The organism is Phyllobacterium brassicacearum (assembly GCF_003010955.1).
GTDB lineage: Bacteria > Pseudomonadota > Alphaproteobacteria > Rhizobiales > Rhizobiaceae > Phyllobacterium > Phyllobacterium brassicacearum.
Map to the genome: position 1 here is coordinate 17,287 of NZ_PGGO01000022.1, position 20,530 is coordinate 37,816.

The window sequence follows — 20,530 nt, forward strand, 5'->3', positions numbered from 1 at the left end:
CTTATGTGTTCATCGAGTCGAAGAACTCGCCATTGGTCTTCGTCTGCTTGAGCTTGTCGATGAGGAACTCAATCGCATCGGTCGTGCCCATCGGCGCGAGAATGCGGCGCAGCACGAATATCTTCTGCAGATCCTGGCGCGGGACAAGCAGGTCTTCCTTACGGGTACCGGACTTGAGGATATCCATCGCTGGGAAGATACGCTTGTCGGCGACCTTGCGGTCAAGCACGATTTCCGAGTTGCCCGTACCCTTGAACTCTTCAAAGATGACTTCATCCATACGACTGCCGGTATCGATCAGGGCTGTTGCGATGATCGTCAACGAACCGCCTTCCTCGATATTGCGCGCCGCGCCGAAGAAGCGCTTGGGGCGCTGCAAGGCATTGGCGTCGACACCGCCGGTCAGAACCTTGCCGGATGATGGCACGACCGTGTTATAGGCGCGGCCAAGACGGGTGATCGAATCAAGTAGAATGACGACATCGCGGCCATGCTCAACAAGGCGTTTGGCTTTCTCGATGACCATTTCCGCAACCTGAACGTGGCGGGAAGCAGGTTCGTCGAACGTCGAGGAAACAACCTCGCCCTTCACCGAGCGCTGCATGTCCGTCACTTCTTCCGGACGCTCGTCGATCAGTAGTACGATCAGATAGCATTCCGGATGGTTGGCGGTAATCGAATGGGCGATGTTCTGAAGCAGAACTGTCTTACCAGTCCGCGGAGGAGCAACGATCAGACCGCGCTGGCCTTTGCCGAGTGGCGCCACCAGATCGATGACACGGGCGGAGAGATCCTTGGTGGTCGGATTTTCCAGTTCCATCCTGAAGCGCTCATTCGGATAAAGCGGCGTCAGGTTATCGAAATGTATTTTGTGGCGGATTTTTTCCGGATCTTCGAAATTGATCGTATTGACTTTGAGAAGGGCGAAATAGCGCTCACCTTCCTTCGGTCCACGGATCGGACCTTCAACCGTATCACCAGTCTTCAGCGAGAAGCGCCGGATCTGGGACGGTGAAATATAGATATCATCCGGACCCGGAAGATAGTTGGCGTTGGCGGAACGCATGAAGCCGAAGCCGTCCTGAAGGATTTCGACGACGCCTTCGCCGATAATTTCTACTTCCTGTGAAGCCAGCTTCTTCAGAATAGCAAACATCAATTCCTGTTTGCGCATCACGCTCGCGTTTTCGACCTCAAGGGACTCGGCAAAGGCGAGAAGGTCAACCGCGGTCTTGTTTTTAAGTTCTTGTAGTTTCATTTCCTGCATGTGTGCGGAACTCTTAATTGAATAGGTTTGAAATGGGGAAGGGAAATGACGATGCCTGAATGCAGTGCCACTGAAAATGGCTGAAATGCTGTGGCGGTATTTCCAGAGAGGGAGCCCTTATCTAGCCAATCGTGACTGCAAGGGCAAGAGGTTTCATGAGCGGTATTGATATCTGACCGTAGTTTTTGTGATCGGTTAAAATGGCTTTATGATGACCATGATCACGATAATAACCATAAGCACCGTCGGCACTTCGTTCATCAGGCGCCAGGACCTCGCCGTCTTCTCGTTCCGGTCCTCCCCAAACAACCGCACAGCCTTAGCAAAATAACCGTGGATGCCGGACATGGTGAGGACTGCTAGAAATTTCACGTGGAACCAACCGTCCATATACGCTGCCGACTGCCACGCTAACCACAAACCGGCAAGCCAGGCTACGCCCATAGCGGGATCGATGATCGCTCTCAGCAATCGGCGTTCCATCACCTTGAATGTTTCAGATTGAGCGGAGCCCGCCTTCGCCGCACAGTGATAAACGAATAGCCGCGGCAGATAGAGCATCCCCGCCATCCACGAAATGACCGCTATCACATGGATTGCCTTCACCCACAGAAAGGCTTCCGCCGGGTAGAGAAATGCCAACAGGATAGCGCCAATCGCGACGAACGCGGCGATTGCCCTCGGCAACAGGGGTATCTTCCTCGCATTGGTCTCGTCGGGCCCGGTCGCTGTCATGATTGTCCTCGAGCTCTTATTTGCGCCGCGCGGCCTGTCGAACGCGGCTTACCATCTGCTCGACATGCGATACTGGAGCATCCGGGGTAATTCCATGGCCGAGATTGAAGATCAATGGTCCATGACCAAGCGAATCGAGAATGGCGTCGACTCCTTCATCCAGAGCACGGCCGCCGGCGACTACACGTAAGGGATCGAGATTACCCTGGACCGGTCCGCCCCCTTGCAGCGACGATGCCGTCGAGAGCGGCACGGTCCAATCCAAACCGAGAGCTGTAACGCCCGTGCGTTCACGATAATTCACGTAGAGAGAACCCGCGCCTTTCGGAAAGCCGATAATCGGTACGTCCGGATGTACCGCCCGAACCTTTTTCACAACACGTGCCACCGGTGCCACGCAGAACTTCTCGAAACAGGTTTCATCGAGGACGCCAGCCCAAGAATCGAAGATTTGAACAGCATCAGCACCAGCGTCGATCTGCCGGATCAGATACTCGGCCGAAACATCGGCAAGCGCGTCAAGCAACTTCTGGAAAGCGTCCGGGTTCCGGTAGGCGAAAAGACGGGCAGGAGCCTGATCCGGCGTACCATGTCCAGCTATCATATAGGTCGCCACGGTCCAGGGCGCCCCGCAGAAGCCAAGTAACGTCGTTTCGTTAGGAAGTTGCTGGCGCAAGAGGCGAACCGTTTCGTAGACCGGTTCCAGACGATCTGCGGCACCATTCGACTCCAGCCAGAATATTCCATCGACATCGATCGGCGTCATCAAGGGGCCACGGCCTTCTTCAAAATGAAGATCGCGCCCGAGCGCATGCGGGACGACCAGAATATCTGAGAAGAGGATCGCTGCATCGAAACCAAAACGCCGGATGGGCTGCAGCGTTACCTCAACGGCCAGATCAGGTGAATAACAGAGGTCGAGAAAGCTTCCGGCGTTTTTCCTCACCTCCCTGTATTCGGGAAGATAACGTCCCGCCTGGCGCATCATCCAGATGGGAGGAGGAAAGACAGTCTCGCCTCTAAGGACTTTCATCACTTTGCGAACCATTGTCGATCTCTCCGCCCCAGTCTTACAAAAAAGAAATTCAGATCTATTTAGATTTTCTGATTCTTAGAGTCTGTTTGTATCGGGAATTACCACAATGCCAACATTTTCCCACAACACCGAATTTCGGCGAACGCATTGAAAAACGAAAGGCCGAATCTCCACAAAAGCGGGAAAGCTTCGATAAATATAATCATTACAATGGCTTAACATAACACTAATTGTGAACAAATCTGTGGAGATCAGCGGAATAAAGGACGATGAGTCGCAACAATCCCCAGTTTCAGACACATGCCGGAAAAACCGCGCACAGCCGAGCGAACTGTGGATGACTTGCCAACAATTCACATGGCTGGCATCAGTTGTGGACGCTTCGGGATTTTGTCCCCAGCCATCAACAGGAGTTCAATATTTCTGTGACGAAACCAGTAAATTACTTTCATCTTCATATGATTTCTGATGCGACAGGAGAGACTCTCATCGCAGCCGGCCGGGCGGCGGCCGCGCAATATGCGCATGCACGGGCGATTGAGCATGTTTATCCGCTTATCCGAACGGAAAAACAGATGAAACGGGTGTTGGATGGGATCGATGCGGAGCCCGGCATCGTGCTCTATACGATCATTGACCAACGGCTTGCCGCGATGATCAATGACGGCTGTGCGGCGATAGGAGTACCATGCGTTTCAGTTCTCGAGCCGGTTCTCACCATCTTTCAATCCTACCTTGGTGCGCCAGCCGGCCGCAGGGTTGGGGCTCAGCACGTTCTCAATGCGGAATATTTCCGGCGCATCGACGCGCTCAACTTCACCATGGAACATGACGACGGTCAGTTGCCGCCGGACATAGAAGAAGCTGATGTCATCCTGATCGGTATTTCGCGCACCTCCAAGACCCCGACCAGCATCTATCTCGCCAATCGTGGGATCAAGACGGTGAATGTTCCGATCGTCATCGGCGTGCCAATTCCAGATGTGCTGGTGCAATCCGAAAGGCCGCTAATCGTCGGGCTAGTCGCTTCAGCGGAGCGAATATCGCAGGTGCGCCAGCACCGCGTGCTTGGTGCAACGCATGGCTTCGATGCCGATCAGTATCTCGATCGCGCCAATATCATTGAGGAACTGACATATGCGCGGCAAATCTGCCACCGCCATAATTGGCCAATGATTGATGTGTCGCGCCGTTCGATCGAAGAAACTGCCGCTGCCGTCCTTGCCCTGCGCGCAGAGGGACGATAACCAATCTCTGGCCCAAATCTGGTAACGAAGAACAAGACAATGGACATCATTCTCGCCTCCAAGAGCCCATTCCGTGCCACGCTGCTGAAGAACGCCGGGGTTGCGTTCACCACGCAGTCGGCTGATATCGACGAACGTGCTGTCGAGGCACCGCTCTATAATAGCGGCGCCTCGCCGGAAGATGTAGCCCTGGTGCTCGCCGAGGCGAAGGCGATCGATGTCAGTGAACGAAACCCGGCAGCGCTCGTCATCGGTTCGGACCAGACGCTCTCGCTTGGCGATGAAATCCTGCATAAACCGGAGAACATGGAAGCTGCGCGCCGGCAATTGCTGAAACTGTCGGGGCAGACGCACCATCTGAATAGCGCCGTGGTCCTCGCCAGGGACGGACAGGCATTGTGGCGGCACGTGTCGGTCGCGCGCATGACGTTGCGCAATCTCGATCCGGGATTCATCGGCAGGCATCTCGCACGTGTCGGCGCTATCGCCCTGCAAAGTGTCGGTGCATATCAATATGAGGGCGAAGGGGTGCAATTGTTTGAAAAAGTCGATGGTGACTATTTCACGATTGTTGGTTTACCGCTCTTGCCATTGTTAGCAGAACTGCGTCGCGAAGGTGCGATCGATGGCTGACCATCCCACCGCATTTGTCACCGGATTTCCCATTCGACATTCACGCTCACCGCTGATTCACGGTCATTGGTTGAAGAAATATGGCTTGGACGGCTCTTATCAGGCGATTGAAGTAGCCCCGGAAGGCTTTGCCGATTTTGTTCACAACCTGCAGAACAACGGTTTTGTTGGCGGCAATGTCACCATCCCCCACAAGGAAAGTGCGTTTGCCCTGTGCTCGAGGCACGATACGGCTGCTATGGAGATCGGCGCAGTCAATACGCTGTGGTTCGAGGACGGTGTGCTTTGGGGCGGCAATACGGACGCCTACGGTTTCGTCGCCAATCTCGACGCCATGAGTCCAAGATGGGATGAGCGCAAATCCGCACTCGTGCTCGGTGCTGGCGGTGCCAGCCGCGCAGTGGTGTATGCACTGAAACAGCGTGGGTTCACCGATATACGGATCGTCAATCGTACCGTTGAACGGGCCAAGGAGCTTGCAGATCGCTTGGGCTGCGGTATCAGTGCGCACGAGTGGCGCATGGTGCCGGAATTGCTGGGAGATTCGGCACTCATTGTCAACACCACGTCGCTCGGCATGGAGGGCAAGGCTGATGAGAGCATTGATCTTACGGCCGCAGCTCCTGATGCGCTGGTAACCGACATTGTCTATGTACCACTGGAAACACCTTTATTGAAAACCGCGCGCGCCAGAGGCCTCAAAACTGTCGACGGCCTCGGCATGCTGCTGCACCAGGCGGTTCCCGGTTTCGAGCGCTGGTTCGGAACAAGGCCGGACGTTACCCCGGAGTTGCGCAAAGTGATCCTGGCCGACATGGACAGGTCCGCAAGAAGCGGCCAACCCAAATGATTATCCTTGGTCTCACGGGGTCAATCGGCATGGGCAAGTCGACCTCGGCGCAGATGTTTGTAGACGAGGGCATACCAGTCTATTCGGCCGATGAGGCCGTGCACCGGCTCTATTCCGGCGCTGCGGCTCCGCTGATCGAAGCGGCGTTCCCCGGAACAACCAAGGATGGCAAGGTCGACCGCACGAAACTGTCTGCGGCCGTGATGGGAAAACCGGACAAACTGAAGCAGCTCGAAGCGATCATCCATCCGCTGGTACGTGCCGAGGAGAATAGCTTTCGCGATGCCGCTCGATCCCGGGGTGCGAAACTGATCGTTCTGGACATTCCGTTGCTGTTCGAGACGGGGGCAGAAACGCGCGTGGACAAGATCCTCGTGGTGACAGCACCTGCCGATGTCCAGCGTAAGCGAGTTCTCGACCGTCCGGGCATGACGCCAGCCAAACTCGATGCGATCCTGGAACGCCAGACACCCGATGCGGAAAAGCGGGCGCGAGCCGATTTCATCATCGATACACGCCATGATTTCGGTGTCACCAGGGAGGAAGTACGGAAGATTATCCGTCTCCTGTCAGGATAGAGGGGGATAGACCCCATCTGCTCTTGCCCGGACTGACCAATTTGTGGAAGCTCGCGCAAAAGGGTGATTCCATGCGCGAGATCATATTCGATACGGAAACGACCGGCCTCGACAGGTTGGATGACCGGGTCATCGAGATCGGCGGTGTCGAGCTCATCAACCGCTTCCCGACGGGCCGTACCTTCCACGTCTATATCAATCCGGAAGGAAAAACGGTGCATCCGGATGCGCTGGCCGTTCATGGCATCAGCAATGAACAACTTGCGGACAAGCCGCTTTTCGCCGGCGTCCTCCATGACTTCCTCGATTTCATCGACGGAGCAAAACTGATCGCCCACAATGCGATGTTCGATATGGGCTTCATCAATGCGGAGCTCAACCGCCTTGGACATCCTCCGATCCACAATGATCGAGTTGTCGACACATTGGCGCTTGCCCGCCGCAAGCATCCGATGGGGCCGAATTCGCTCGATGCTTTGTGCCGCCGCTATGGCATCGACAACAGTCACCGCACCATGCACGGCGCGCTGCTCGACTCGCAGCTTCTCGCGGAGGTCTATATCGAGCTGATCGGCGGCAAGCAGGCGGCTCTGGGCCTGACGATCGCCGAACAATCGGGAAACCAGCAAACCTCCGACACGGCGGGGCTCATCGTGATTCCGCGGCGGCCGACGCCACTTCGGCCACGCTTGACCGAAGCCGAGAAACTCGCGCACGCCAAGCTGGTGGACAAGATTGGCGAGAAAGCCCTCTGGCACGAACGCATCCCGCTGCAATAAAAAACCCGGGATCACTCCGGGTTTCTCATCACTTTCAAAGTGGAACTCAGCTCAGCTGACTTTGGCCTTGGCCTGTTCTTCCGCCATGCGCTGCTGGAACATCTGCGCAAAATCGATGGGATCGATCATCAGGGGCGGGAAGCCGCCATTGCGTGTGGCCTCTGCAATGATCTGGCGGGCGAACGGGAACAATAGACGCGGGCATTCGATGAACAACAGCGGCAGCAGGTGTTCCTGCGGGAAGCCGACGAGCCGGAAAACGCCGCCATAGACGAGTTCTGCATTGAACAGAACTTCCTTGCCTTCACCGGCCTTGGCCGAAAGCGTGAGAACAACGTCGAAATCATTCTCCGCAATCGGATTGGCATTGACGTTGACATTGATGCTAATGCCGGGTGCCTTGTCGCGGGGACGCAGCGAGAGCGGCGCACCGGGGCTTTCGAAGGAAAGGTCCTTCACATATTGCGCCAGGATATTCAGCGTCTGCTGCTGGGCAGTTCCCTCGCCATTGGTAGCTTCGTTGCCGTTCCCGGCCTTTTCATCAGGCTTTTGAGCCATTGTCTGGAAACCTTCTTCTGTTGCGTCCGCTTTTCACGGTTATCGAATGAATGATGGCTCGCTAGCATGTGTGCCGTGACGAGGCAAGGCGCGAGTCGTCCGCAGGTCCTCCCGGAACTATTGTTTCGGGTTCCAGGGCGAATCCGGATCGGGCTTGCTTGAATAATCCTCCGGATCAAGCTCGATGACACGGTCCTTGATGCGCGTAGAGCCGGGCTGTGACGAACCGCGAGCGCCGGAACTGACCACAACCACGCGATCGCTGATGAAGCGCCAGCCAATATCACGCACTGCCGGGATGAACAGGAGCAGGCCGATAATGTCGGTGATGAAGCCCGGAATGATCAGCAGGAACGCGGCGAAGACCAGCATCACGCCGTGAACCAGCTCGCGCTTCGGCGTACGGCCAGCCGCCGTTTCCTCGCGGATTCGCTGGATGAGGCCAAAACCCTGAAGACGCAACAGGAACACGCCCAGGAAGATCGACAGGATGACGAGACCGAGCGTTGCCAAGACGCCGATCTTGCCGCCGACCACGATGAAACCGGCTATTTCCAGAAATGGCAGCGCCAGAAGGAAGAGGGGCACGAACGACGATCGCAAACTAATTTACCTTTCGAAGGAGATATCCGGCTATTATCCATACCCGGCGTCAATTTCATGCCTATATAGGAAGGCAAGATGAGCATTTGTATGATTGCGCTTGGCAATCTATATGTTTTTGGTATTTCGACAAAAGATTGAAGACCGACAACAAAATTCTGGGATGAATGGCAGGCGACATGGAATATCTGGACTTCGGAACGATTTTCTTCTTCGTGGCAGCAGTGGTGATCTTTCTCCAGCTGCGCAAGGTCCTCGGTCGTCGCACGGGTAACGAACGCCCGCCCTTCAATCCCTATACGCGGACGGCCGAAGTCGATGACAAGAGCAAGCCCGGCGACAACGTCGTCTCCCTGCCGCGCCGCGGGGAAGTGAAGGAAAGCACCTTCGAAAAGGTTGATGCGATTGCCAAGCCAGGGACGCCGCTGAATGACGGCCTGCGCTCCATCCAGTATGCCGATCCGTCCTTCGAGCCCGCGAAATTCCTCGATGGTTCGAAAATGGCCTATGAAATGATCGTCATGTCTTTTGCCGATGGTGATCGCAAGACACTGAAGTCCCTGCTTTCCCGGGAAGTATACGATGGTTTTGTTGCTGCCATTGCCGACCGGGAGTCGCGAGGCGAAAAAGTGCAGTCGTCATTTGTCGGCATCAACAAGGCGGACATCATAGGCGCGGAGATGAAGGGCACCGAGGCACATGTGACGGTGCGTGTCGTCAGCGAGCTGATTTCGGCCACGCTGGACAAGAATGGCGCAGTGATCGATGGCGACAAGGAATCAGTCGCCGAGGTCAAGGACGTCTGGACCTTCGCACGCGATACAAGGTCAAAGGACCCGAACTGGAAGTTGGTCGCCACCGAAGCCGAAGATTGATTGCCGATCGAGACCTAGAAGCCATGTTGTCGCCCCTGCTCAAACCGGTGGATTTTTCTGACTGTCCCGGTTGGGAGAACGACAGGCAGGTGGAGGCTTTCCGGGCATTCGTCCGTTCCGCGGAACGAGTGCTCGAGAAGCCCTATAAGTCCGGTTCTCTCGGGATCAGTTTTGAAGCGCTCGCGCCGATCTTTGCTGATTCACGTGAAACATTGGTCGAATCCGACAGCCAGGCGCGGCAATTCTTCGAGAAGTGGTTCCGCCCCGCTCTCATTGATAGCACCCATGCGTCAGACGGATTCGTCACGGGGTTTTATGAACCGGAAGTTGTGGCCTCCGCTGTTCGCACCGATAGGTTCAAGGTACCGTTTCTCAGGCGCCCCGCTGATCTTGTCGACATCGATGACACCAACCGGCCGGAGGGCTTTGACCCCTATTTTGCCTTTGCCCGGCAGACACCGGCGGGCCTTGTTGAATATTACGACCGGCCCGCCATCGAGTGCGGCGCGCTTGATGGACAGGGTCTCGAAATGGCGTTCGTGGAAAGCCCTGTCGACGCTTTTTTCATTCACGTTCAGGGCGCTGCACGGCTGAAGATGACCGATGGTCGTCTGCGCCGCATCACCTACGCGGCGAAGACGGGGCATCGCTTCACCGGGATCGGCCGGATTCTGCTCGACAGCGGCGAGATAGCACCGCAAAACATGTCGATGCAGTCGATCCGCGCCTGGCTTGCCGATCATCCGGAGAAAGCCCAGGCGCTCATGTGGAACAACCGGTCTTATATTTTCTTTCGGGAAGCCGACGTCGAGAATCGCTCGCTTGGCCCGATCGCGGCGGCGAAGGTTCCGCTGACCGGGGGACGATCCGTTGCCGTCGACCGCCTGCTGCATACGTTCGGGACGCCGTTCTATATCCATGCGCCAGATCTGACCGCTTTTGGCGGCGATTATTTTGCCCGGCTGATGATTGCGCAGGATACCGGTTCGGCTATCGTCGGCCCGGCCCGGGGTGATCTCTTTGCCGGTTCGGGCGATGCGGCAGGCGAGATCGCCGGTGGTATCCGCAACAAGGCCGACTTCTATGCGCTGGTTCCACGCTCGCTTCTGCCAAACGACAAATGAAGAAGAAGGCTGCACAAGACGGATTTGCCACGCTGGAAGACCGGATTCTCTGGGAAACTGTGGCAAAGACAGCGCGTCCGCTCAAAGGCAAGGAAAAACCGGTCTTCCTGAGCAAAGAGACTGAAGAGAAGCCGTCACTGCATCCATCGGCACCCGAAGATCCGAAACCGCTTGCCTCGACGGCTGAAACAAAGCCCGTACAAGCGCACCGACTGCATCCGATCGATCGGCCAACGCACAAGAAGATCGCGAAGGGACGTGTCGTCATCGAGGCCAGGATCGATCTGCACGGCCTCACTCAAAGCGAAGCCTATGGTTTGCTGCTCGGCTTCCTGCAGCGGGCGCACTTGCGCAAGCTTCGGCATGTTCTTGTCATCACCGGAAAGGGCTCATCCATGGGCAGCGACGGCGTGCTGCGTCAGGCGGTTCCCATGTGGTTTACGACGCCGTCGTTTCGCATCCTGGTCAATGGCTATGAAAACGCTGCTCGCAATCACGGGGGGACCGGTGCGATCTATGTGCGCATGCGCCGGCAGCCGGAGGCGTCATGACACCCTTCGGCGAGAAACTGCGCGACCTGCGCACGGAACGCGGCATTTCGCAAAAGGAGATGGCGAAGGCGATTGGTGTGTCGGCCGCCTATCTCTCGGCCCTGGAACATGGCAAACGCGGTCAGCCAACCTGGGACAAGTTGCAGCGCATCATCCAGTACTTCAACATCATCTGGGACGAAGCGGAGGAGTTGCAACGATTGGCAATGATCTCGGACCCTCGCATAACGATCGATACGGGCGGCCTGTCGCCTGCGGCCACGGAACTTGCCAACCTTCTCGCCGCAAAGATCGGGGAGATCGACACCGAGACGGCGCAAGCTTTCATTCAAAAACTCAAATCATTGCCGGAAAGGCGAAAGCGCTGATCTAACGCAATCCCAGGAAAAGTGGGAACCTGTTTTCCGGCAGGAATTGCGGCAACATAGAGACTCTAGAAAAGCGCCCGCAACTGATCGATCTTGTCATTGACCAGCCAGCCGTAATAGTTCTCTTCCGGAAGTTGCGGCTCTTCGCCACTCACAAGCCGTGCTGCATTGACAGCAGCAAGTGTATGGGCGCGGCTATCAGCACCGCCGGTATTGTAGAGCGTGGCAGTGATGCCCGGGTTTCCCGAAATGTCAAAATCGGCAACGCGGCGATAAACATCGATCGAATGTTTCAGTGCGGCAGCCATATAAGGCAGTGTTAAGTCAGGATCCATGATGGTTTTGTAGACGTTCGCGGCGTGATCGGCATCGAGCTTAGGCAAGCCCGAATAGCGGTTGACCATGTCTGTCATCTGCAACGCAATCAACGGGCTGAGCTGGCCAAGGCCGAAGCTCTGCCCCGCATAGAACGGCTGGAAGAAAACCGCGCTGAAGCGATTGTCAGGGAACATCTTGCCGCCAACAGTCTGGCCGCGGAAATCCTGTTCCCAGATATCTTCACGGCATGTCCAGAGGCGCAGGCTGTCCTTGAACTGAGCGCAGGTGGAAAACTGCGGACGCTTGACGAATTCGCCAATCGTTTCACCCTGGTAGTCGAAGCTCAGACCCTGCTTCACGTAGGAAATGGCCTTGACGTAGTAGGTCTGCAGCCGGTCATAGGCGTCGACATTGTAGGTATGCTCGCCAATGAGTGCGCCGACAATATGAACAGGATCAATGCCGTAGGTCCGGGCAACACTCGCGATCCTCGAACGCAGGTTGGAATCGCTTTTCAGTAGATTGTAGATTTTCTGATACTTCGCTTCATAGGTTGTGTTCATCTCCCGCGTCCGCTTGGCGGAGGCTGCAGGTACGCCAGGCTGGCTTGTATGGCGATTACCTTCGGGGACAAGGGTAACAGCTGCAGCTGGTTGCAAGGCGGCTGAGAGCAGAAAGCAACTCGTCGCGAAAAGGATCAGGTGGCGGTTCATCATTAGCCCAAAGTTTCGATCAGGCGTTCCGAATAGCGACTTGCTCCGCCGAAAGCCAGAAAAACCTGACTGGAACGCCGCTCCGATACAAAATGCCCCCTCGCAGGTCGAGGGGGCATCACGGATTAAGTGATGTTTTTCAGGTACAAGACGCGGATAGGTTTAGAGTATGAATCGCGACAGGTCGCTGTTCTTGGCGAGGTCCCCTACGGTCTCCCGGACATATTTGGCGTCGATTGTGTGTTCGGAACCGGACTTGTCCGGTGCATTGAACGAAATGTCATCGAGTACTCGTTCCATGACTGTCTGGAGGCGCCGCGCGCCGATATTTTCGACCGTCGAGTTGAGATCGACGGCAATGTCAGCCAGTGCATCGATCGCATCGTCAGTGATGTTGAGCTTGACCTCTTCGGTCGCCATCAGAGCGATATATTGCTTGAGCAGACTGGCTTCCGGTTCAGTCAGGATACGCCGCATGTCGTCACGTGACAGGGCACTCAGCTCGACGCGGATCGGCAAACGTCCCTGCAATTCGGGCAGAAGGTCAGAGGGCTTCGAAACGTGGAAAGCGCCTGATGCGATGAACAGGATATGGTCTGTCTTGATCGGACCGTATTTGGTCGCGACAGTCGTGCCTTCCACCAATGGCAGCAAGTCGCGCTGCACGCCTTCGCGTGACACGCCTGCACCCACGCCGCCATCACGGGCAGCGATCTTGTCGATCTCATCGAGGAAAACAATGCCGTCATCCTCCGCCGAACGCAGTGCTTCCTGCGTGATCTGGTCCTGGTCGAGCAACTTGTCCGACTCGTCATTGATCAGCACCGAGTAGGAGTCCTTGACGGTCGTTTTGACGGTCTTGGTGCGGCCGCCCATGGCCTTGCCCAGCATATCGCTGAGATTGAGCACGCCAATATTGGCGCCCGGCATGCCCGGGAGCTCGAACGGCATGCCCGAACCGCTATCAGCGATCTCGACCTCGATCTCCTTGTCGTCAATCAGGCCGTCGCGCAATTTCTTGCGGAAGCTGTCACGGGTGGCGGGACTTGCGGTCTTGCCCACCAGCGCATCGAGCACTCGTTCCTCGGCATTGACATGCGCCTTGGCTTTTACCTCTTCGCGCTTTCGTTCACGCACAAGACCGATGGCAACCTCGACCAGATCGCGAATGATCTGTTCGACGTCGCGGCCGACATAGCCGACCTCGGTGAATTTGGTTGCTTCGACCTTGATGAACGGTGCGCCGGCAAGCTTGGCGAGGCGGCGGGAGATCTCCGTCTTACCGACGCCGGTCGGTCCGATCATCAGGATGTTCTTGGGCATCACCTCTTCGCGCATCTGGCCTTCCAGCTGCTGGCGGCGCCAGCGGTTGCGCAATGCGATGGCGACGGCACGTTTCGCGTCCTTCTGACCGATAATGTAGCGATCGAGTTCAGAGACGATTTCGCGGGGGGAAAATGTTGTCATTGTATTCTCGTTTCATCTGGCCAAAGTTCAGGATTGTCCCGCGCCATCAGGAGGGCAGGACCGTAAATGGATGTGCGGGTATCAAAAGCAATGAAACCCGCCTTCTTGTATGCCTTGATCGCTTGGCTATTGGCGGGATCCGGATCGACGATCACGCGCGGTACACCCTCTTCGAACAGCAGCGACACGAATTCGTCGATCAGCCGCGGACCATGACCTTGACCGAGCAGATCCGGCTCGCCGATGAACTGGTCGAGCCCGAGCGTTCCGGTGGGCTGATCCTGGTAGGGATGGTCATCTTCCAGATGCGGATCGTAGGTCTGCAGGTAACCGATGGCCTCGTCACCGAGCATGATGATGAACGGCTCGACCGAGACACTATCCATGTGCTCGACGATCGATGCGATCTCTTCCTCGGGATCCTTGCCCCACCACTTCGCTACATGCGGTTCCGCCAGCCAGTCCGAAATCATGTTCAGGTGGCGAGGCTCAACTGGAATGAAGCGATAATGATAGCTGTGGTCATTCGGCATCGAGGCTCTCGAGTGTGACGCTCGTATTTGTATAGATGCAGATGTCAGCGGCAATCTGCATAGACCGGCGGGCAATTTCTTCGGCGCTTAGATCGGTGTCGGCCAGCGCACGCGCGGCCGCGAGTGCATAGTTGCCGCCGGATCCGATGGCCATGACGCCGTGCTCCGGCTCAAGCACATCACCGGTACCTGTGAGGGCAAGGGTGACAGACTTGTCGGCAACCAGCATCATCGCCTCAAGGCGGCGCAAGTAGCGGTCGGTGCGCCAGTCCTTGGCGAGTTCGACGCAGGCGCGCATCAACTGGTCGGGATACTGCTCAAGCTTGCTTTCAAGCCGCTCAAGCAGGGTAAAGGCATCGGCGGTTGCGCCTGCGAACCCGGCGATTACATTGCCTTTGCCGATGCGGCGCACCTTGCGGGCATTGCCTTTCATGACGGTATTGCCGAGGCTGACCTGTCCGTCACCGGCAATGACCACCTTGCCGTTCTTGCGAACGGTGACGATGGTGGTGCCATACATGGTGGATGGGTTATGTTCTTGCATTCGATTCTCCTTCAAGCAGGTCCGATTATGCCCCAAATGGCAGCAGATCGAACCCCTTCTGTGACACTTATGTATGAAGCGGGTCGAGAATTGCAAATCGTTGCCAAAAGCTGCGCCATGAGAGCAGTCTGCAGCCATATTGAATCGTCCTGCTCGAGGGAATTTGGTTCAAGGTCGAGGGGTTTGGCGAGGCCGATGTTCATCCATCGGACGAAGCCGAACACCGATGGATTTGGAGCAAATTGACCCGGCCACCTTCGGGTTTCCGGCTGGCGGCCACCCACTTTGTCAGGCGGCTTCACCCGATGAACCACGTCGAGCTCGCCACCTTCCGCGTGGATTGTCTCGCCATCCGCGAAACAGAACGGGTTCAATATGACTGCAGACCGCTCTAAAGCATTTGGAGATTCGCCATTCGTGTTTTAGAAGGCCTCAATTGGAAGCTATCTGAACGCAAGTGGCGGAAACCAGCAATGTCGAGCGTCAACACACGCACCGCGAAGATCGAGCGCAGCACGAACGAAACCAGCATTGCCGTTTCGGTCAATCTGGATGGGACGGGGAAATTCGACATTTCCACCGGCGTCGGCTTCTTTGACCATATGCTGGAACAACTTTCCCGCCACTCCCTGATCGACATGGACATCAAGGCCAAGGGCGACTTGCACATCGACGATCACCACACGGTTGAAGATACGGGCATCGCCATCGGCCAGGCCATCGCCAAGGCGCTCGGCGACCGGCGTGGCATCAACCGCTATGCGTCGCTTGATCTTGCCATGGACGAGACCCTGACCCGTGCTGCCCTCGATGTCTCGGGACGGCCGTTTCTCGTATGGCACGTGGAGTTCTCCGCAGCGAAGATCGGCACCTTCGATACCGAACTCGTGCGCGAGTTCTTCCAGGCGCTGGCGCAGAATGCCGGAATAACATTGCATGTCTCAAATCTTTATGGCGCCAACAACCACCATATTGCCGAGACCTGTTTCAAGGCGGTCGCACGCACGCTGCGCACGGCGATGGAAACCGACCCGCGTCAGAAGGATGCCATCCCTTCGACCAAGGGCACCCTGAACGGCTGAGGGAGGGCTGAGACATGGCCAGTTTCCTTGTATTGGCGCCGCGGTCGCAGAACGGCGAGCGGGACAATGACAGCACGGTGTTCATCCGCGATGGCTTCGCGGCACTGGCCTTCATCCTGCCGGTCCCCTGGCTGCTTGTGCATCGATTGTGGTTTGAGGCAGCGCTGGTCCTCGGTGCCACGATCGCCATTTCCATGGTGGGCAACTTCACCGGACACGAGGACATGGCGGCGTTAGTAACGGCACTGCTGTCGCTCCTGGTAGGATTCGAGGCAAATGCCTGGCGTGCGGCAGCGCTGGAACGGCGGGGATTTGAACAACTCGCTGTCGTCGATGCCCGCAATGCGGGCGACGCCGAAACTGCCTGGTTCCTCGGACCGAATTTCGCGCCCACAGCGAAACCTGCCATGTCCTCAGGCGTCAAGTCCGATGGCCCGTTGCTCCCGGCCACCCAGAGGCCCGCGTTTCAGCCGGCAATCGGCGGCATGGTCGGACTGGTCAGCCACCGGGGAGAGAATTGACCATGCGCGTTGCCATCATCGATTACGGTTCGGGCAATCTTCGTTCCGCGACCAAGGCTTTCGAGCGCGCGGCGCGGGAAAGCGGCATCAACGCGACGATTGATCTGACCGACGATGCGGCTCGTGTACGAGATGCCGATCGCATCGTGCTGCCGGGCGTTGGCGCCTATGCAGATTGCCGCCGCGGCCTGCACGCGGTCGAGGGCATGGTCGAAGCCATCCATAAGGTGGCAGTAGAGAAGGCGCGGCCGTTTCTCGGCATCTGTGTCGGCATGCAGCTCATGTCGTCGCGCGGGCTGGAAAAGACCATTTCGACCGGCTTTGACTGGATCAAGGGCGATGTGCGCAAGATGGTGCCATCCGACCCGGCGCTGAAAATTCCGCAAATCGGCTGGAACACCATCCGGCTCAACCGTCCACATCCGTTGTTCGACGGGATCGAGACCGGGCCGCAAGGTCTCCACGCCTATTTCGTCCATTCCTATTTTCTCGACGCCGAGATTGAAAACGATGTGGTGGCTGTTACCGACTACGGCGGAACGGTTACCGCTGCCGTAGCCAATGACAACATGGCCGGGACGCAGTTTCATCCGGAAAAGAGCCAGGCGCTGGGCCTCGCTCTCATCGCCAATTTTCTGAGGTGGAATCCGTGATCCTTTTTCCCGCAATCGATCTGAAAGACGGCCAGTGTGTAAGGCTGAAGCTTGGCGACATGGATCAGGCAACGGTCTACAACACTGACCCTGCCGCGCAGGCGAAGGCCTTTGAGGATCAGGGGTTTGAATGGCTCCACGTGGTCGATCTTAATGGCGCTTTTGCCGGCGAGTCGGTTAATGGCGCAGCGGTCGAGGCCATCCTGAAGGCCACGAAAAATCCCGTGCAGCTTGGCGGCGGCATCCGCACGCTGGACCATATCGAGAGTTGGCTGGCCAGGGGCCTGTCGCGCGTCATCCTTGGCACGGTCGCCGTGCGCGATCCGGCGCTGGTGATGGATGCCTGCAAGCGCTTTCCGGGCAAAGTCGCCGTTGGCATTGACGCGAAGGGTGGCAAGGTGGCTGTCGAAGGCTGGGCAGAAGCCTCGACATTGGGTGTGATCGAGCTCGCAAAGAAGTTCGAGGGTGCCGGTGTCGCAGCGATCATCTATACGGATATCGACCGCGACGGCGTTCTTGCCGGTATCAACTGGGAATCGACACTGCAACTGGCCGAAGCCGTCTCCATTCCGGTGATTGCCTCAGGAGGCCTCGCTTCCATTGCGGACATCGTCCGCATGACGATGCCGGACGCGCACAAGCTTGAGGGCACCATTTCCGGCCGCGCCCTCTATGATGGCCGCATCGACCCGGCACAGGCGCTGCAGGTGCTGCGCGAGGCAAGGGAGCGCGCCGCATGACCCTGAAAGCCCGTGTCATACCCTGTCTCGACGTCAAGGACGGCCGTGTCGTCAAGGGCGTTAACTTCGTCGACCTGATCGATGCTGGCGACCCGGTCGAGGCTGCCAAGGCCTATGACGCGGCGGGGGCGGACGAACTCTGCTTTCTCGATATCACCGCCTCTTCGGACAATCGCGAGACGATTTTCGATGTGGTCGCGCGTACTGCCGAGCAATGCTTCATGCCGCTGACCGTAGGCGGCGGCGTGCGGACTGTGGCTGACATCCGCAAGCTATTGCTGGCCGGCGCCGACAAGGTCTCGATCAATACCGCGGCCGTCAACAACCCTGAGTTCATCGCTGAGGCTGCTGACAAGTTCGGCAACCAATGCATCGTCGTTGCGATCGATGCCAAGAAGGTGTCTGCGACAGGGGAGACCGACCGCTGGGAGATATTCACCCATGGCGGGCGGCATGCGACGGGCATCGACGCTATCGAATTCGCGCGCCGCGTGGTTGATCTTGGTGCCGGGGAAATTCTACTGACGTCGATGGACCGCGATGGCTCGAAGATTGGCTACGATATTCCGGTGACGCGCGCCATCGCAGATGCGGTCCGCGTGCCGGTGATCGCATCGGGCGGCGTCGGCAATCTCGATCACATGGTCGAAGGCATTATCGAGGGGCACGCATCGGCTGTACTTGCCGCCTCAATTTTCCACTTTGGCACCTATACGATCGCACAAGCAAAAGCCCACATGGCGGCAGCGGGTATTCCGATGCGCCTTGATCCTGTCCGCTGACTGGAGACCTTAATGAGCGCATTCACTCTTGCTGATCTCGAGCGCATCGTAGCGGAGCGTGCAGCTTCCGCTGACGCTAAATCCTATACGGCAAGCCTCTATACCAAGGGCATTGGCAAGGCCGCCCAGAAACTTGGCGAAGAAGCGGTCGAGACGGTCATCGCCGCTGTGTCCGGGGACAGGCAGGGCGTTGTTTCGGAAAGTGCCGATTTGCTCTATCATCTTCTTGTCGTGCTCGGCATTTCCGGCATAGGGCTGGAGGAAGTACTCGAGGAACTCGACCGGCGGACGGCGCAGACCGGCCTAGAAGAAAAAGCCGCGCGTGGACATGATTGACCATGTTTAAGGCACCGGCGATTGAACGGCAAATGGCCAAGGGGGCGGCCAAAGGGACAGAAAGCGACGTCATGGATCAGTTGGCACCCAGCGAGTTTTCGCCCTACCGGTTTTTCAGTGCCGAGCGCTGGGCAGAATTCCGTGCTGACACGCCGATGACGCTGACCTATGACGAGGTCAAACGGCTGCGTTCGCTGGGCGACCCGATCGACCTCGACGAGGTGAGCCGGATTTATCTGTCACTGTCGCGGCTGCTTTCCGCGCACGTGGAAGCAAGCCAGTTGCTGTTTTACCAGCGTCGCCGGTTTCTCAACACCGACGATGCGTTCAAGACGCCCTTCATCATCGGAATCGCAGGTTCAGTCGCCGTCGGCAAATCGACCACGGCACGCGTCCTGAAAGAGCTGCTTGCGCGCTGGCCGTCGAGCCCGAAGGTCGATCTGGTCACTACCGACGGGTTTCTCTACCCCAACGAGGTTTTGCGCGCCAAGGGCCTGATGGAGCGCAAGGGTTTTCCCGAAAGCTACGATGTCGGGATGGTCTTGCGCTTCCTGTCGCAGATCAAGGCTGGCCAGCGCAACGTCAACGCGCCGCTCTATTCGCACCTGACCTATGACGTGCTGCCCGGGATGTTCCAAACCGTTGACGCGCCCGATATCCTGATCTTCGAGGGCATCAATGTGCTGCAGGTCCGTGACCTGCCGGAAGATGGAAAGATGGTACCGTTCGTCTCGGATTTCTTTGATTTTTCGATCTATATCGATGCGGACGAGGAGCAGATACACAAATGGTACATCAGCCGCTTCATGCGGCTCCGGGAGACGGCGTTCAAGGACCCGAGCTCGTTCTTCCATCGCTACTCGACTATTTCGGAGGATTCGGCCAGGGCAATCGGTGAAAGTCTCTGGGCCAATATCAATCTGAAGAACCTGCGGGAAAATATCCTGCCGACGCGGCCGCGGGCGGATCTGATCCTGCGCAAAGGCGACAATCATCTGATTGAGGAAGTCGCCCTCAGGAAACTGTAACGCGGCGTAAGGTGAGGTTGATACGGCCCGAACTTTTCAGAAGCGTCGATGTGCCCGGATAGATGCGGTCGACGCCGTGGAACGCCAGTCGGCCTTCGCCCCCAAGAACGATCACATCGCCGCTCTTGAGTTTCAGTGACTGGGTCTTGTCGTTGCGATTGATGCCGCCAAAGCGGAACAGGCAGGTGTCGCCCAGCGACAGTGAAACCACGGGTGCCTGAAAATTCTGCTCGTCGCGATCCTGATGCAGCCCCATCTTTGCGGCTTCGGAATAAAAATTGACGAGACACGCTTCCGGTGGCAGCCGGCAATCGCCGACCTCCTGCCACAGTGCCAACAGGCGTGGTGGAATGGCTGGCCAGGGCTTTTGCGTAACCGGATGCAACGCCTGGTAGCGATAGCCCTGTTCCTTGTCCGTCACCCAACCGAGTGCGCCGCAATTGGTCATGCGCACGCTCATTTCCTTGCCGGTTTTCGGCATGGCCGGGATATAGAGCGGTGCCTCGGTAACGACGGCGCGTATGTCTTCCACCAGCGCGGCCTGCGCGGCGGCGTTGAAATGATCCGGGAAATAACGGATGCCGGGTGCGAGCAGGAGCATCGAATTAC

25 protein-coding genes and 1 pseudogene are annotated in these 20,530 nt (G+C 57.3%); 16 read left to right on the plus strand and 10 right to left on the minus strand.

All coding sequences use genetic code 11. The annotated features are described in order from the left end of the window. Nucleotide 1: 1 nt before the first annotated feature. The 3 genes from rho to hemE all read right to left on the minus strand — a co-directional run bounded on the left by rho (nucleotide 2) and on the right by hemE (nucleotide 3,050). Entirely contained in the window at nucleotides 2-1,267 is a 1,266-nt protein-coding gene (rho, locus tag CU102_RS22695) for a transcription termination factor Rho (protein WP_106713368.1), read from the minus strand. Nucleotides 1,268-1,462: 195 nt separating this feature from the next. Continuing rightward, nucleotides 1,463-2,002, minus strand: coding sequence for a protoporphyrinogen oxidase HemJ (gene hemJ / locus CU102_RS22700; RefSeq protein ID WP_106713369.1), 540 nt, complete (start codon nucleotides 2,000-2,002; stop codon nucleotides 1,463-1,465). Nucleotides 2,003-2,018: 16 nt separating this feature from the next. Next, entirely contained in the window at nucleotides 2,019-3,050 is a 1,032-nt protein-coding gene (hemE, locus tag CU102_RS22705) for a uroporphyrinogen decarboxylase (protein WP_106713370.1), read from the minus strand. 288 nt (nucleotides 3,051-3,338) lie between these two features. Between hemE and CU102_RS22710 the strand changes: the two are divergent. The 5 genes and pseudogenes from CU102_RS22710 (at nucleotide 3,339) to dnaQ (ending at nucleotide 7,125) form a co-directional block, all read left to right on the plus strand. Continuing rightward, nucleotides 3,339-4,285, plus strand: a pseudogene (locus CU102_RS22710) (pyruvate, water dikinase regulatory protein). 39 nt (nucleotides 4,286-4,324) lie between these two features. After that, complete coding sequence (locus CU102_RS22715; protein WP_106713371.1) at nucleotides 4,325-4,918, plus strand: Maf-like protein; 594 nt, start codon at nucleotides 4,325-4,327, stop codon at nucleotides 4,916-4,918. Then, complete coding sequence (locus CU102_RS22720; protein WP_106713372.1) at nucleotides 4,911-5,768, plus strand: shikimate dehydrogenase; 858 nt, start codon at nucleotides 4,911-4,913, stop codon at nucleotides 5,766-5,768. The genes CU102_RS22715 and CU102_RS22720 overlap by 8 nt, the downstream gene beginning before the upstream one ends. Beyond that, nucleotides 5,765-6,346: a dephospho-CoA kinase gene (gene coaE, locus CU102_RS22725; protein WP_106713373.1), complete on the plus strand. Its 582-nt coding sequence runs from the start codon at nucleotides 5,765-5,767 to the stop codon at nucleotides 6,344-6,346. Before CU102_RS22720 ends, coaE begins: the two co-directional genes overlap by 4 nt. A gap of 71 nt (nucleotides 6,347-6,417) precedes the next feature. After that, nucleotides 6,418-7,125, plus strand: a complete 708-nt coding sequence (gene dnaQ, locus CU102_RS22730) for a DNA polymerase III subunit epsilon (protein WP_106713374.1) — start codon at nucleotides 6,418-6,420, stop codon at nucleotides 7,123-7,125. 51 nt (nucleotides 7,126-7,176) lie between these two features. Here the strand turns inward: dnaQ and secB are convergent, their stop codons facing one another. Continuing rightward, nucleotides 7,177-7,683, minus strand: a complete 507-nt coding sequence (secB, locus tag CU102_RS22735) for a protein-export chaperone SecB (RefSeq protein WP_106713375.1) — start codon at nucleotides 7,681-7,683, stop codon at nucleotides 7,177-7,179. 117 nt (nucleotides 7,684-7,800) lie between these two features. Further along, nucleotides 7,801-8,286 carry an FxsA family protein gene (locus CU102_RS22740; protein WP_106713376.1) on the minus strand — a complete coding sequence of 162 codons (486 nt, stop codon included), beginning with the start codon at nucleotides 8,284-8,286 and terminating at the stop codon, nucleotides 7,801-7,803. A gap of 179 nt (nucleotides 8,287-8,465) precedes the next feature. Between CU102_RS22740 and CU102_RS22745 the strand changes: the two genes are divergently transcribed. From CU102_RS22745 to CU102_RS22760, 4 genes are read left to right on the plus strand one after another with little or no spacing between them, the layout of a single operon-like run. After that, nucleotides 8,466-9,161: a Tim44/TimA family putative adaptor protein gene (locus CU102_RS22745; protein WP_106713422.1), complete on the plus strand. Its 696-nt coding sequence runs from the start codon at nucleotides 8,466-8,468 to the stop codon at nucleotides 9,159-9,161. 23 nt (nucleotides 9,162-9,184) lie between these two features. After that, a complete protein-coding gene (mltA, locus tag CU102_RS22750) occupies nucleotides 9,185-10,285 on the plus strand; it encodes a murein transglycosylase A (protein ID WP_106713377.1) in 1,101 nt (366 codons plus the stop codon). Further along, the gene (locus CU102_RS22755) at nucleotides 10,282-10,836 is read left to right on the plus strand and encodes a Smr/MutS family protein (RefSeq protein ID WP_106713378.1); all 555 of its coding nucleotides are present in this window, start codon (nucleotides 10,282-10,284) and stop codon (nucleotides 10,834-10,836) included. The genes mltA and CU102_RS22755 overlap by 4 nt, the downstream gene beginning before the upstream one ends. Further along, entirely contained in the window at nucleotides 10,833-11,204 is a 372-nt protein-coding gene (locus CU102_RS22760) for a helix-turn-helix domain-containing protein (RefSeq protein WP_106713379.1), read from the plus strand. Before CU102_RS22755 ends, CU102_RS22760 begins: the two co-directional genes overlap by 4 nt. A 65-nt stretch (nucleotides 11,205-11,269) precedes the next feature. Here the strand turns inward: CU102_RS22760 and CU102_RS22765 are convergent, their stop codons facing one another. From CU102_RS22765 to hslV, 4 genes are all read right to left on the minus strand, one after another. Then, nucleotides 11,270-12,235, minus strand: a complete 966-nt coding sequence (locus tag CU102_RS22765; protein ID WP_106713423.1) for a DUF1402 family protein — start codon at nucleotides 12,233-12,235, stop codon at nucleotides 11,270-11,272. Nucleotides 12,236-12,397: 162 nt separating this feature from the next. After that, nucleotides 12,398-13,702 carry an ATP-dependent protease ATPase subunit HslU gene (gene hslU / locus CU102_RS22770; protein ID WP_106713380.1) on the minus strand — a complete coding sequence of 435 codons (1,305 nt, stop codon included), beginning with the start codon at nucleotides 13,700-13,702 and terminating at the stop codon, nucleotides 12,398-12,400. After that, nucleotides 13,699-14,235 (minus strand): GNAT family N-acetyltransferase, encoded by a 537-nt coding sequence (locus CU102_RS22775; RefSeq protein ID WP_106713381.1) that lies wholly within the window; start codon nucleotides 14,233-14,235, stop codon nucleotides 13,699-13,701. Before CU102_RS22775 ends, hslU begins: the two co-directional genes overlap by 4 nt. After that, complete coding sequence (gene hslV / locus CU102_RS22780) at nucleotides 14,225-14,779, minus strand: ATP-dependent protease subunit HslV (protein ID WP_106713382.1); 555 nt, start codon at nucleotides 14,777-14,779, stop codon at nucleotides 14,225-14,227. Before hslV ends, CU102_RS22775 begins: the two co-directional genes overlap by 11 nt. 473 nt (nucleotides 14,780-15,252) lie before the next feature. Here hslV and hisB point away from each other — a divergent pair, with 473 nt between their 5' ends. The 7 genes from hisB to coaA all read left to right on the plus strand — a co-directional run bounded on the left by hisB (nucleotide 15,253) and on the right by coaA (nucleotide 19,921). Continuing rightward, nucleotides 15,253-15,861 carry an imidazoleglycerol-phosphate dehydratase HisB gene (hisB, locus tag CU102_RS22790; protein ID WP_106713384.1) on the plus strand — a complete coding sequence of 203 codons (609 nt, stop codon included), beginning with the start codon at nucleotides 15,253-15,255 and terminating at the stop codon, nucleotides 15,859-15,861. 14 nt (nucleotides 15,862-15,875) lie between these two features. Next, on the plus strand, nucleotides 15,876-16,382 hold the full coding sequence (locus tag CU102_RS22795; RefSeq protein WP_106713385.1) for a DUF2628 domain-containing protein: 507 nt from the start codon (nucleotides 15,876-15,878) through the stop codon (nucleotides 16,380-16,382). A 2-nt stretch (nucleotides 16,383-16,384) separates the two neighbouring features. Further along, nucleotides 16,385-17,035, plus strand: a complete 651-nt coding sequence (hisH, locus tag CU102_RS22800) for an imidazole glycerol phosphate synthase subunit HisH (RefSeq protein WP_106713386.1) — start codon at nucleotides 16,385-16,387, stop codon at nucleotides 17,033-17,035. Further along, the gene (gene hisA, locus CU102_RS22805; protein ID WP_106713424.1) at nucleotides 17,032-17,775 is read left to right on the plus strand and encodes a 1-(5-phosphoribosyl)-5-[(5-phosphoribosylamino)methylideneamino]imidazole-4-carboxamide isomerase; all 744 of its coding nucleotides are present in this window, start codon (nucleotides 17,032-17,034) and stop codon (nucleotides 17,773-17,775) included. The genes hisH and hisA overlap by 4 nt, the downstream gene beginning before the upstream one ends. Further along, a complete protein-coding gene (hisF, locus tag CU102_RS22810; RefSeq protein ID WP_106713387.1) occupies nucleotides 17,772-18,557 on the plus strand; it encodes an imidazole glycerol phosphate synthase subunit HisF in 786 nt (261 codons plus the stop codon). The genes hisA and hisF overlap by 4 nt, the downstream gene beginning before the upstream one ends. 12 nt (nucleotides 18,558-18,569) lie before the next feature. Further along, nucleotides 18,570-18,893 carry a phosphoribosyl-ATP diphosphatase gene (locus CU102_RS22815; RefSeq protein ID WP_106713388.1) on the plus strand — a complete coding sequence of 108 codons (324 nt, stop codon included), beginning with the start codon at nucleotides 18,570-18,572 and terminating at the stop codon, nucleotides 18,891-18,893. A gap of 71 nt (nucleotides 18,894-18,964) precedes the next feature. Next, nucleotides 18,965-19,921 (plus strand): type I pantothenate kinase, encoded by a 957-nt coding sequence (gene coaA / locus CU102_RS22820; RefSeq protein ID WP_106713425.1) that lies wholly within the window; start codon nucleotides 18,965-18,967, stop codon nucleotides 19,919-19,921. Here the strand turns inward: coaA and CU102_RS22825 are convergent. Beyond that, the gene (locus CU102_RS22825) at nucleotides 19,908-20,522 is read right to left on the minus strand and encodes an alpha-ketoglutarate-dependent dioxygenase AlkB family protein (protein WP_106713426.1); all 615 of its coding nucleotides are present in this window, start codon (nucleotides 20,520-20,522) and stop codon (nucleotides 19,908-19,910) included. The genes coaA and CU102_RS22825 overlap by 14 nt on opposite strands. Nucleotides 20,523-20,530: the final 8 nt, after the last annotated feature.